This is a genomic window from Streptomyces sp. CS113 (genome assembly GCF_002188365.1).
Lineage (GTDB): Bacteria > Actinomycetota > Actinomycetes > Streptomycetales > Streptomycetaceae > Streptomyces > Streptomyces tendae.
Genome location: NZ_KZ195574.1, coordinates 4609792 through 4622502 on the forward strand (window position 1 = coordinate 4609792; position 12711 = coordinate 4622502).

Annotated in this window: 7 protein-coding genes; 4 read left to right on the plus strand and 3 right to left on the minus strand. The window is 73.9% G+C overall.

Annotation, left to right across the window (positions count from 1 at the left end):
- Window positions 1-271 precede the first annotated feature (271 nt).
- A complete protein-coding gene (locus B9W62_RS20495) occupies window positions 272-3562 on the plus strand; it encodes an ATP-binding protein (RefSeq protein WP_087808540.1) in 3291 nt (1096 codons plus the stop codon).
- Here B9W62_RS20495 and B9W62_RS20500 read toward each other — a convergent pair.
- Window positions 3549-5642: a sigma-70 family RNA polymerase sigma factor gene (locus B9W62_RS20500; RefSeq protein WP_087808541.1), complete on the minus strand. Its 2094-nt coding sequence runs from the start codon at window positions 5640-5642 to the stop codon at window positions 3549-3551. The two genes, B9W62_RS20495 and B9W62_RS20500, sit on opposite strands and share 14 nt — an antisense overlap.
- A gap of 184 nt (window positions 5643-5826) precedes the next feature.
- Window positions 5827-6690: a TetR/AcrR family transcriptional regulator gene (locus B9W62_RS20505; RefSeq protein WP_087808542.1), complete on the minus strand. Its 864-nt coding sequence runs from the start codon at window positions 6688-6690 to the stop codon at window positions 5827-5829.
- Between the two features lie 373 nt (window positions 6691-7063).
- Here B9W62_RS20505 and B9W62_RS20510 point away from each other — a divergent pair, with 373 nt between their 5' ends.
- Both B9W62_RS20510 and B9W62_RS20515 read left to right on the plus strand, forming a co-directional pair.
- The gene (locus tag B9W62_RS20510) at window positions 7064-8443 is read left to right on the plus strand and encodes an NAD(P)/FAD-dependent oxidoreductase (protein ID WP_087808543.1); all 1380 of its coding nucleotides are present in this window, start codon (window positions 7064-7066) and stop codon (window positions 8441-8443) included.
- Window positions 8444-8625: 182 nt separating this feature from the next.
- Entirely contained in the window at window positions 8626-10284 is a 1659-nt protein-coding gene (locus B9W62_RS20515) for an ATP-binding SpoIIE family protein phosphatase (RefSeq protein WP_087808544.1), read from the plus strand.
- Between the two features lie 75 nt (window positions 10285-10359).
- Here the strand turns inward: B9W62_RS20515 and B9W62_RS20520 are convergent, their stop codons facing one another.
- Window positions 10360-11637 carry an MDR family MFS transporter gene (locus tag B9W62_RS20520; protein ID WP_087808545.1) on the minus strand — a complete coding sequence of 426 codons (1278 nt, stop codon included), beginning with the start codon at window positions 11635-11637 and terminating at the stop codon, window positions 10360-10362.
- Window positions 11638-11783: 146 nt separating this feature from the next.
- Between B9W62_RS20520 and B9W62_RS20525 the strand changes: the two genes are divergently transcribed.
- Window positions 11784-12332, plus strand: coding sequence for a MarR family winged helix-turn-helix transcriptional regulator (locus B9W62_RS20525; RefSeq protein WP_087808546.1), 549 nt, complete (start codon window positions 11784-11786; stop codon window positions 12330-12332).
- The last annotated feature ends 379 nt before the right edge of the window (window positions 12333-12711 follow it).

The following is a 12711-nucleotide window of genomic DNA, read 5'->3' on the forward strand; positions in this document are numbered from 1 at the left end:
CGTCGCCATCCGCCCCCGGCTGCGGGCGTCGCCGCAGCCGCGGGCCGTCACCCCCGCAGCCGCGGGCACTCGCCGTAGCCGCGGGCAGTCGTGCCGCTGGGGCGGCACGGGTGGGCGCGGCGGCACCCCGGCAGCGCCGGGCCACGCGACCCACCCCCGCGCCCACACCCACGCCGGGTGCCAAGAACCCCCGGGTGCCAAGAACACCCCGGACCACGCGCCGCACGGCACCGCGTGCCCGCACGCCGCCGGTGCGGCGACAATGAACCCCGTGCGGTACAGAATCCTGGGCGTCACCCAGACGGAGGACCACGGCACCGTCGCAAGCCCCGGCGGCGCCCGCCTACGCGCGCTGCTCACCGCCCTCGCCCTGCGCCCGGGCGACGTCGTCGCGCCCGCCACCCTGATCGACGAGGTCTGGTCGGGGGACGAGCCGCCGCAGGACGCCCCCGCCGCCCTCCAGGCACTGGTCGGCCGCCTCCGCCGTACCGTCGGCAGGGAGGCCGTCGACTCCGTCCCCGGCGGCTACCGGCTCGCGGCGACCCGCGACGACGTGGATCTGTACGTCTTCGAGCGCCTCGTACGGCAGGGCGCCACCGCCCTCGAACGCGGCGACGCCCCGACCGCCGCCCGGCACCTGGACGAGGCCCTCGCCCTCTGGCGCGGCCCCGCCCTGGCCGACCTCCCCGGCCGCGCCGCAGGCCCCGAGGCCCTGCACCTGGAGGCGACCCGCACCCGGATCGAGGCCGGCCTGCGCCTCGGCGACGCCCACGACGCCGTACCGCGGCTGCGCGAACTGACCGCCGCGCACCCGTACGACGAGCCCCTGCACGCCCTCCTCATCTCCGCCCTGCGCGCCACCGGCCGCGACGCCGACGCGCTGGCCGCCTACGAGAGCACCCGCCGCACCCTCGCCGAAGGCCTCGGCACCGAACCCGGCCCCCGACTGCGCGCCCTGCACGCCGAACTGCTCGGCGGCCCGGGTGCGGAGCGGCCCGCTCCCGAGCGGGCACGCGTCGGCCGCCGGGGCAACATCCGGCCCCGGCTGACCTCTTTCGTGGGGCGGGAGCCGGAGCTGGACGCCATCCGTTCCGAGCTGCGCGAGGTCCGTCTCGTCACCCTGACCGGGCCGGGCGGGTCCGGGAAGACCCGCCTCGCCGAGGAGGCCGCCGCCGGGCTCGATCAGGCGTGGCTGGTCGAGCTCGCCCCGCTCGACCGGCCGGAGGCGGTACCCGGTGCGGTCGTCAACGCCCTCGGGCTGCGCGAGACCATGCTGCTGGCCAGTGACCGGCCCGCCGTCCAGGACGACCCCGTCGCCCTGCTCGTCGAGTACTGCGCCCCGCGCAGCCAACTCCTGGTCCTCGACAACTGCGAACACGTCATCGACGCGGTGGCCCGGCTCGCCGAGACCCTGCTGACCCGCTGCCCGGGCCTCACCGTCCTCGCCACCAGCCGGGAACCCCTGGGCGTACCCGGCGAGTCGGTGCGTCCGGTCGAGCCGCTCACCCCCGAGCAGGCGTTTCGTCTCTTCACCGCGCGGGCGAGTGCCGTACGGCCCGACGCCGGCGTCGTACTGCGCGACGAGGAGGCCGTCACCGAGATCTGCCGGCGCCTCGACGGACTGCCGCTGGCCATCGAACTGGCGGCCGCCCGGCTGCGGCTGCTCACCCCGCGGGAGATAGCCGACCGGCTCGACGACCGCTTCCGGCTGCTGACCTCGGGCAGCCGTACCGTCCTGCCCCGCCAGCAGACGCTGCGGGCGGTCGTCGACTGGTCCTGGGACCTCCTCGACGAGGCGGAACGCACGATGCTGCGCGAACTGTCCGTCTTCGCGGGCGGCTGGGACCTCGCGGCCGCCGAGACCGTGGGCACCGGGCCCGCCGCGGAGCTGGTCGGGGCCCTGGTGGACAAGTCCCTGGTCGTCGCCGACCCGGGTGCCGAAGGCGTCGGCATGCGCTACCGCATGCTGGAGACCATCCACGAGTACGCCGAGGAACGCGCCGCCGAGGTACCGGGGGTGCGGGAAGCCGCCGAGCGGGCGCATCGCGCGTGGGCGCGCGCCCTGGCCGAGGAGGCAGACCCGCGGCTGCGGTCGGCCGGGCAACTGCCGTACATCTCCCGCCTGGAGACCGAGCACGACAACATCCGTGCGGCTCTCGACCGCTCCCTCACCGCGGGCGACGAGCCGGAGGCCGCCGCCCTCGGGCTCGCCATGGGCTGGTTCTGGTGGCTGCGCAACTACCGCCACGAAGGCGTCAGGTGGCTGGACCGGGTGCTGCGCCTCGGCGCCGCCCTGGACGCGGCGGGCGGACGGGTGCCGGAGGCGGACGTCCTCGCCCGGCGGGCGGCTGCCACGGACCCCGTCGACGCGCTGCTTGCCGCAGGGGAGGACGGTCCGCCGCATCCGCTCGGCTCGCTGCGCATGCGCGTGCGGATCATGCACATCCTCCTCACCTTCGAGACCGCGCCGAGGGCGGGGCTGCTGGACGAGCGGATGGTGCGGTACGTCCGGCGGGTGCGGGACCATTTCGCGGCCGGCGGCCCCGAGGCGGCCCGGGTGCCCGGGATCGTGTGGCCGCTGACCGCGTTCTTCGTCAGCGACTCGGGAGACGTCCGGAGTGCCATGGACGCCTCCGTCGCCAACTGCCGTGTTCACGGGGGCGAGTGGGAGATCGCCGCCAGTCTCATGTTCCGTACGCATGCCGTGGTCGACATCTCGGGCACTCCGGCGGGTATCGACGACGATCTGGCGGAGATGCGCGTGCTCAGCCGACGCGTCGGCGACCGTCTGGTGGAGACCCAGGTGTGCAGCGCCTTCGGCGAGGCCGCCATGGTGCGCGGCCACTACGAGGAGGCCAGGGCCGAGTACGCGGAGGCGCTGCGGCTCGCCGAGGAGGTGGGCGCCTTCGCGGAGGCGCCCTTCCTCATCGCCCGGCTCGCCGAGATCGCCTACCGCGAGGGGGACCACGGCACGGCCCTCGGCGTGCTCGATCAGGCCGGCGCCGCGGCGGACCGGTACGGCGTGGTCGACTCCAAGGCCTTCGTCCTGATGCTGCGGGCCGGACTCGCGGTCGTCGACGAGGAGTTCACGCGGGCCCGTGTCCTGTGGGAGGCGGCCCGCGAGGAGTGCCTGCGCGGCACGCCGCCGCCGCAGTTCCTGGCCATGCTCGGGCTGGTGGACGCACTCGTGACGGCGGGCGAGTCGGGCCCCCGGGAGGCCCTGCCGCTGCTGGCGGGCACCCTGCGGGCGGCCGTCGAGGAGCGGTGCGCCGAGCTGGTCCTCGCGACGCTGGTGGACAGCGCGGCCGGGCTGCTGAGCGATCTCGGCGACCAGGCCCGCGCGGTACGGCTGCTGGGTGCGGCCGGACACTGGCGCGGCGACCGTCCGCGCCCCATGCCGGACCGCGCGCACGCCGAACGCGCCGAAGCCGCCGCCCGCGGTGCCCTCGGCCCGCAGCGGTACGCCGCCGCACTGGCCGAGGGCGCCGTCCTCACCCCCCAGGACGTCGTCGTCGAGCTGGCGGCGGCGGTGGGGCAGCCGGTATCGCCTACGCGCAGGTGAAGCGGGACTGGGCCCAGTCCGCGAGCGCCACCGAGTCGAAGTGGCTGTGCGGCTCGGTCACCAGCCGCAGCGTCTCGCGGCCCGTGATGTCCACGTGGACCGGTACCGCGGGGTCCCCGCCCTTGACCATCCCCGAGTTCCACAGCCGGACGCCGTCGGCGTACACCGAGAAGTGGACCTTGCCCAGCTTCATCGTCAGGTCGTCGATGTCGGCCAGCGCGTCGTAGGACGAGCAGTCGCGGTTGAGGTCGATGGTGACCGAGGAGCGTCCGTGGACGGTGACGCCGTGCGTGTACCGCACGTCGTCGACGGACAGGGCGGAGCGCTGCCACACCCAGCTGCTCCCGGCCAGCCGCATCTCGGGACCGGTGCCGTCACCGCTCACGTCGTACGCCAGCTCGCTCCATTGGTACACGGTCGGGGCCGGCGGTGGAGGTGGTGGCGGCGGTGGAGGTGGTGGCGGAGGAGGTGTGGGGGTTGGGGTCGGGGTGGGCGTGGGGGTCGGCTTCGGCTTCGGCGTTGGGGTGGGTGTGGGGGTTGGCTTCGGGGTCGGGGTCGGGGTCGGTTCGGGGGCTGCGACCGGCGCGGGTGGGCGGGCCGGGCGCGGTGAGGGCGTCGGAGTGTCCGGGGCGGGCTGCGCCACCGGTGAGGAGGCGGGCGGGGCGGCCTTCGGCGGTTCCTTGCCCGGGGCGTCGTCGCCGATCAGGGCCAGGGCCAGCGCCGCCGCGGCGGCCACCGCGACCACACCGGCCGCGATACCGGCCTTCACCGGAGCGCCGAGCCCCTCGGAGGCCGCCGCACCGCCTCCGGCGCCCGCTCCGCCGGAGCTGCCGCCGCTCGCCGCGGCCGCCGCGCCCGCTGCTCCCGCCGCGCCGGCACCCGCGCCCCCGGCGATGAGTCCGGCGACCTTCGCGTACCCGGCGACACCGAACCAGCCGATGACCGCGACGGGCACCACGGCGGGAATGCCGCTCGCGACCTCCTCGATCTGGGTCGCCGCCAGCCGGCACCTGGCGCACTCCTCCAGGTGTTTGCGGAGCCCGCGTTCGGCCCGGATGCGCAGTCTGCCGCGCGCGTACGTGCCGAGCTGGTCGGCGTAGCGGGCGCACTCCTCGTCGGCGGCGAGGGCATCGCTGACATGGGCCTGGAGGTAGGCCTGCTTCAGGCCCTCGCGGGCGCGGCTGGCGAGGACGCGGGTGCCGTTGGCGTCCAGCCCGAAGAGCGTGGCCACCTCGCTCGGCGACTCGTCCTCGACCTCGGTGTGCCACAGCACGGCCTGCCATCGCTCCGGCAGCGACCGGAAGGCCCGCATGGCCATCGACTGCTCGGCCTCGTGCATGGCGCGCACGTCGGCGCCCAGCTCCAGGGTGTCGTCGTCCCCCTTCGCGGTGTGCGCGGCCTGCGCGGCGAACACCGCGAAGTCCTCGACAAGTTGCTCCCGCCCGGCCGACCTGGTCCAGCCGGCGGCGACGCGCCGGACCGCGGTGAGCAGGTAGGCGCGCACGGCGTACTCGGGTCCCGAACCGCCGCGCACCGCCTGGAGCATGCGGGCGAACACCTCGGCGGTGAGGTCGTCCGCCGTGTGGGCGTCGCGGCAGCACGTACGCGCGTACCGGCGTACCGCGTCCGCGTGGCGTCGGTACAGCTCCTCGTAGGCCGTGTCGTCGCCCGAGCGCATCCGCTCGATCAGCTCCGCGTCGGACGCCGGGAGCTCCCGCGGCGGCGGCAGGATGCCACCGTCGTACCGCTCTCGCGGCGGCGGCAGAACCGTGTCCTCGTGCAGCTCGCGCTGCGCCGGAACCCCGGCACCCGCACGGCTCCCGTCCTCGGCAGGGCCCTCGCGGCCACCGGCCTCCGCGAGGACCTCGCGGCCGGCGTCGCGGCCGCCGTCCCCGGCGGACACGTCGAGGTCGCCGTCCCGCCGGGTGCGGGCCGGGCCACCCTGGCCCGGCACCTGCGGCGGATCACCGTCCCGGGTCTCGTCGCCCCCGGCGTCAGCGGCCCGGGTGCCGCCGGTCTCGACGTCACCTGGGCCGTTCTCGCCGTCTCCGGGCGACCCGTCCCGCCTGTCAACGCTCATCGCGGAAAGCCCCCGCCAACCTGCCCAGCCAGTCCGAACACCGGGTCAGCGTGCCATATTGGCTTTTGTTCAGGACCCCCCTGTGCCGACCATCACTCGTCTGTGGGGACTTGCCGTACCGCGGTAATAACGCTCAGGCGTTCGGGGAAGGAGAAACGGGCCGTCCGACGGCGCCGCCGCAGTCTCACACCGGACGCGACCGCAGCCCCTCCAGCAGGATGTCCAGCAGCCGGGCCGAAGCCGCCGCCTGCTGGGCCGGGTCCGGCAGCGAGGGCGCCGCCGTGGCTATGACCAGCAGGACGTCCGACACCGACACGTCCGGCCGCAGCTCACCCGCCGTGCGTGCCCGCTCGACGAGCCGGCCCACGACCTCCAGGAGCGCCCCGGCCCCGTCGTCGCCCACCACGGAACCCGCGGCGGAACCGGCGGCCGAGTCCGCGGCCGGACCCGCCGCGTCCGTGAGCGATCCCGCGCCACCGGACGGCGCCCCGGTCCTCGCGGCCTCCCCGGGCACCAGGCGCAGCTCGCCGGTGCCCGGCTGTATCCGCTGCTGCGGAACCCGCGGATCACCGGCTGCCGCACCTCCGGCACCGCCGACGCCGTCGGCCTCGTCCGGCACACCGACGCGCAGCACCTGCGGCGGCAGCAGCCGTCCGGCGCCCGAGGCCACCGACGTCCGCAGGAAGCGGGACAGCGCCGACCACGGCTCGTCCTCCTGCCCGAGCGCCGTGCGCGCCTGGTCGGTCAGCCGCGCCGTCTCCTCCTCGGCTATCCGGCGCACCAGGACGTCCTTGCTGGGAAAACGCCGGTACACCGTGCCGACGCCGACCCGCGCGCGCCGGGCCACGTCCTCCATCGGCGCGCCGTACCCCAGCTCGCCGAACACCTCCCGCGCCGCGCGCAGCACGTGCTCCAGATTGCGCTGGGCGTCCACGCGCAAGGGCGCGTTGCGTGCCGCGTCGCCGCGTGCGCCGCCCGCCGGCGCGCTCATCGCACCGCCGGGCGCGACGGCCGACGCGGACGACCAATGAGAATCCTGAACATGCATAGACAATCCCCCGGTAATGACGTCTCCCCCCGGAGACACTCCCCGCCATCGAAAGCCGGAGTGCGTGGAACCGGCCCGGTTGCCGGTCCGCCCGTCGCGGACCTCATGAGCACATCCCCCCGCACACCGTGGGAAAGAACATAGTTGAGCGAGGGTCAATTCAGAAGGGGCACGTTCCGCACGGAGCAGCGCCCGTTCGGAGCACGGACCGCACACGCCCCGAACGCGCCGCTCTCCACCCCTGCACTCACCCACGCTGACCTGCACGGTCACACCGCGCCACGACGCCTCGCCCGGCTCGGCGCTCCGGCGATCTCCGGTCACACAAATTGACGAGCCTGTGGACAAACGCAAGCGTCGGGTGCGTCATGGGATGGTGAAGGAACGTGCGCGCATTCTCGTTGTCGGCGGTGGCTACGTCGGGATGTACACGGCCCTGCGGCTGCAACGGAACCTCAAGGGCGAACTTCGGCGGGGCGAGGTCGAGATCACCGTCGTCACCCCCGACCCCTACATGACGTATCAGCCGTTCCTGCCCGAGGCGGCGGCCGGTTCCATCTCCCCGCGGCACGTCGTCGTACCCCTGCGCCGCGTCCTCGGCCAGTGCGACGTCGTCGTCGGCGAGGCCGAGTCCATCGACCACACGACCCGCACCGCCACGGTCACCACCCTCGCCACCGACGAGGAGGGGACGGGCGCCCGCCGGCTCACCTACGACGAACTCGTCCTCGCCCCCGGCTCCGTCTCGCGCACCCTCCCCGTGCCCGGACTCGCGGACCACGGCGTCGGCTTCAAGACCGTCGAGGAGGCCATCGGCCTGCGCAACCACGTCCTGGAACAGCTGGACATCGCCTCCTCCACCCGCGACCCCGCCCTGCGCGACGCCGCCCTCACCTTCGTCTTCGTCGGCGGCGGCTACGCGGGCGTGGAGGCCCTCGGCGAGCTGGAGGACATGGCCCGCTACGCCGCGCGGTACTACCACAACGTCACCCCCGAGGACATGAAGTGGATCCTCGTCGAGGCCTCGGGCCGCATCCTGCCCGAGGTCGGCGAGGACCTGGGCCGCTACACGGTCACCGAACTGCGCCGCCGCAACATCGACGTACGTCTGGACACCCGCCTGGAGTCCTGCGCCGACCGCGTCGCCGTCCTCAGCGACGGCTCCCGCTTCCCGACCCGCACGGTCGTCTGGACGGCCGGCGTCAAACCGCACCCCGTCCTCGCCGCCACCGACCTGCCCCTCGACGACCGAGGCCGGCTCACCTGCACCGCCCACCTGTCGGTCGACGGCGCCCCGCACGCCTGGGCGGCCGGTGACGCCGCCGCCGTCCCCGACGTCACCGCGTCCGAACCCGGCCGGGAATGCGCCCCCAACGCCCAGCACGCCGTCCGCCAGGCCAAGGTCCTCGGCGACAACGTCACCCACGCCCTGCGCGGCGAGCCCCTCGACACGTACGCGCACAGCTACGCCGGCTCCGTCGCCTCCCTCGGCTTCCACAAGGGCGTCGCCCACGTCTACGGGCGCAAGCTCAAGGGCTACCCCGCGTGGTTCATGCACCGCGCCTACCACCTCAGCCGCGTCCCGACCGTCAACCGCAAGGCGCGCGTGCTCGCCGAATGGGTGATCGCCGGCCTCTTCAAACGGGAGATCGTCTCCCTGGGTTCACTCGAACATCCGCGGGCGGAGTTCGAACTCGCGGCCGGTGGAAAGCCTTCTCAGGAGCCTCCGCACAACCCGAAGGGGTCGTCCTGACCGGACTCAGGAACTCCCCCGGCGACTGGGGCGTCTGACGGATGTCGGCCGGGCGGGCACCCTGCCAGACTGGTCCACCACCGCGGGCGCGCCGCCGCTCGCCCCAGCGCGGCCCCCGGGGCCCGGGCCGCCCCGGCCCGCCCCGGTCCCCGGCCGCCGACAACTACACGAGGCAAGGATTCGTGAACTTCACGCGCTGGAGCGCCCGACTCCCCGGAACACAGCGCCGCGCCGCCGCGCGGACCGACACGGCCCTCGCCGCGGACCGGCGGGCGGACGGCTCCGTACCCGCGGCCCGCGCCGAGCAGGCGACCGACGAGGACCCGCCTACCCCCGACGTCCCCAGCGTCGACGAACTGCCCGTACGCGACGTCCTCGACCGCGTCCCGGCCCTCGTCGCCCTCCTCCACGGCCCCGAGCACCGCCTCGCCTACGTCAACGACGCCTACGTCGCCGCCTTCGGCAGCCGCGACCTCGGCGCCCGCGCCCGCGACGCCCTCCCCGAGCTGGACGAGCCGGGCCTCTTCCCCCTCCTGGACCAGGTCCAGCGCAGCGGCAGACCCCGCACCCTCAAGTCCCGCAAGGCCCCGGACGGCCGCTCGTACACCTTCACCTGCACCCCGGTCACCGCGGAGCACCACGGCGACGGCCGCGGAGTGCTCGTCTTCGCGACCGACGTCACCGACCACGCCGAGGCCGCCGGCCGCCTGCGCGCGAGCGAACGCAGCCAGCGCGAGACCGCCGTCACCCTCCAGCGCTCCCTCCTCCCGCAGAAGCTCGAGGAGCCCGACGACCTGCGCGTCGCCGCCACCTACCACCCCGGCGGCACCGAGGCCGCGGTCGGCGGCGACTGGTACGACGTGATCACCCTCGGCGGCGGCCGCACCGCCCTCGTCATCGGCGACGTCATGGGGCGCGGCGTCCGCGCGGCGGCCGTCATGGGCCAGCTCCGTACGGCGGTGAGGGCCTACGCCCGCCTCGACCTGCCCCCGCACGAGGTGCTCCAGCTCCTCGACGGCCTCGCCGCCGAGATCGACGCCAACCAGATCGCCACCTGCGTCTACGCCATCCACGACCCGAACGAGGGACGGCTGGTCTACGCCTCCGCCGGCCACCTGCCCATCCTGGTGCGCGACGAGAACGGCACCGTGCAGCGCGCCGACGAACCCACCGGCCCGCCACTCGGCACCGGCGGCTGGATCCACACGTCCGGCTCGATCGCCCTGCCCCCCGGCTCCACGGCCGTCCTCTACACCGACGGCCTGGTCGAACGCCGCGACGAGGACCTCGACGAGGGCATCGCCGCCCTGGAGCGCGCCCTGTCCGGCGCGGGCGGCACCCCGCAGGTGGTCTGCGACCGCCTGATCCGCTCGGCGGGCGTCACCCCCGACCACGACGACGACGTCGCCGTCCTGGTCCTCCAGCACCCCGCCCGCAAGGGCGCCGAGGCCGAGCTGTTCCGCAACGCCGCCCTGGAACTGCTCGGCGGGGTGGAAGCGGCACCACGCGCGCGTGCCTTCGCCTCCGGCGTCCTCACCAGCTGGCGCTTCCCCGCCGACCTGCACGACCTCGGCGTCCTGGCCACCAGCGAACTGGTCGCCAACTCCCTCCAGCACGGCACGCCGCCGATGCGGCTGCGTCTGCGCCGCACGGACCGCCGTCTGATCATCGAGGTGACCGACGGCGACGACCACCTGCCCCGACGCCGCCGCGCGGAGCCGGGGGACGAGTCCGGCCGGGGCATCGCCATCGTCGCGACGATCGCCTCCAGCTGGGGGTCCCGGCGCACCCCGGGCGGCGGCAAGGCGGTCTGGTGCGAGTTCGTCCTGCAAAAGCCCTGACCCGACGCCGGAGGCGGCAGGAACACCCCGGTGGGGTGGGCGGCACCCCGGCCCCGGCCCCGGCCGCCCGCCCGGTCACGCCTCCGCGACGACCACCGCGTCGGCCGGCGCCCCGCCCTGCGTGACCACCCGGCTCCTGGCCAGCGACGGCTGGTTCTGTACGTCCGTGAGCTGCCGCCCCAGCCGCACCGCCAGCACCGTGATGCCCAGCGAGAACAACAGGAACGCCACGATGTACGGCGCGTGCAGCGAAGCCCCCAGCGGCCCGCCCACCGCGGGACCGATCGCCAGCGCCAGCTGCTTCACCAGGGCGAAGGCGGAGTTGTACTGCCCGGCGAGCCCGGTCGGCGCGAGATCCGCCACCAGCGGCGCCAGCGTCGGCGACAGCATCGCCTCACCCAGCCCGAACAGCGCGTACGTCGAGATGAACGCGGCCGTGGCCATCGTCTGGCTGCCGTGCCCCAGCCCGGCGTACCCGGCCACGGCCCACGCCACGGCCCAGATCAGCCCCACGGACGCGATCACGCGCGAGCGCTTGCGCCGCTCCACGAACTTCAGCACCGCGAACTGCGCGACCACGATCATCAGCGTGTTCGCCGCCAGCGCCGTCCCCAGCGCGGACGTGGTGATCCCGGCCGCCTCGACGCCGTAGGCGCTCAGCCCCGACTCGAACTGCCCGTAGCAGGCGAAGAACAGCACGAAGCCCAGCACGCACAGCTGCACCATGGCCCGGTTGCCGAGCAGCTGCTTCCAGCTTCCGCCGCCCGTCTGTCCGGGCGCCGCCTCGATCCGCGGCGCGCGCGGCACCCGCACCGTGGCCATGACGGCGACCAGCACCAGGAACATCGCCGCCTCGATCGCGAACAGCAGCGTGAAGGACGACGCGCTCGTGGTGTCGACCAGGTGGCCGCCGATGAGCCCGCCGACGCCGAGCCCCAGGTTCTGCAAGAAGAACTGCATGGCGAACGCCCGTGACCGGGTCTCGGTCGTGGAGCAGTCCACGATCATCGTCGCGAGCGCCGGCTGCATCACGGCCTGCCCGGCACCGAGGGCGGCGGCGGACACCAGCACCGTGCCCGCGGAGGCGGACAGTCCGAGGCTCATCGCGCCCAGCGCGGCGGTGACCAGGGCGACCAGCAGTACCGGCAGCGGGCCGCGCCGGACGATGGCCCGTCCGGCGAACGGCAGCACGATCAGCGCGGCCACGGCGAAGACGGCGAGCACGAGGCCCGCCGTGACAGAACCAAGGCCCCGTACCTGCGCCACATAGACGTACAGGTAGGGGACCGTGAAGCCGAGTCCGAACGCGCTGAGTGCGTTGCCCACGTGAATCCGGCGCATCGCCGCGCCCATTGCCCTGGTCACGTTCACCCTCTCTTGATCTCTCGGGATCGATCGCTCCAGCCGTTAGAGCTGAAGACTTAGAAGCTAAAGTTCGAAGCTAAAGAGTACATAACGAAGGACTTCAAAGCAAAGGAGTCGCATGCCATACTGCGGCCATGGGCGACACCTCCGGCGCCGGCGAGCCGACACTCGAAGAGCAGATCGCCGCCTACCAGCGCGAATTCCAGGACCTCGACCCCCAGGTCGAGAAGATCGTCTCGGCGCTCTCCCGCCTCAACCGCCGCATGAACGTCGCGTACGGCCGGCAGACCGCCGAGCTGGGCATCAGCAACACGGACTGGGAGGTGCTGAAGGCCCTCGTACTCTCCGGCTCCCCCTACCGCCTCGGCCCCGGCGACCTCGCCAAGCGCCTCGGCCTCACCCCGGCCGCGATGACCCACCGCATCGACCGCATGGTGACGGAGGGCCTGGTCACCCGGGAGCGCGACGAGACCAACCGGGTGCGCGTGATCGTGGCCCTCACGGCGGAAGGACGCGAGAAGTGGCTGGAGGCCATGCGCCTCGCCACCGTCTTCGAGGAGGACCTGCTCCAGGACCTCTCCGCCGACGACCGCACCGCGCTCGGCGACGTGCTCACCCGTCTCCTGCGCAGGGTGGAGCACGCGCAGCCGGACGCCGGTGGCCGGCTCAGCGACCTCGATTAAAGATCTTGACAGCGGTGCTTGACAGTCTCCTGCGGGATCCGTAAGGTTCTTCGGGTTGCCACGGGACCGTAACGGTTCTGCGGCAGCACCTCCCGCCGCAGCAGCGGCAACCAAACCACCAGCACGATCCCCGAGCGGGAATGACTTCGGCGCGCCCGAATTCAATTCCGCCGGACACTCGTCGCCCCGATCGACCCCGATTGGGAATCGCCGAGAGGGTCCGCTAAGGTTTGAGACGTCGGAACGGCCCAACAGCCGGGACGACAACCCCTTCTGACGGGGAATCAGGGTCCGAAAGGATCTGATAGAGTCGGAACCGCCGGAAAGGGAAACGCGAAAGCGGGAACCTGGAAAGCACCGAGGAAATCGGATCAGAAAG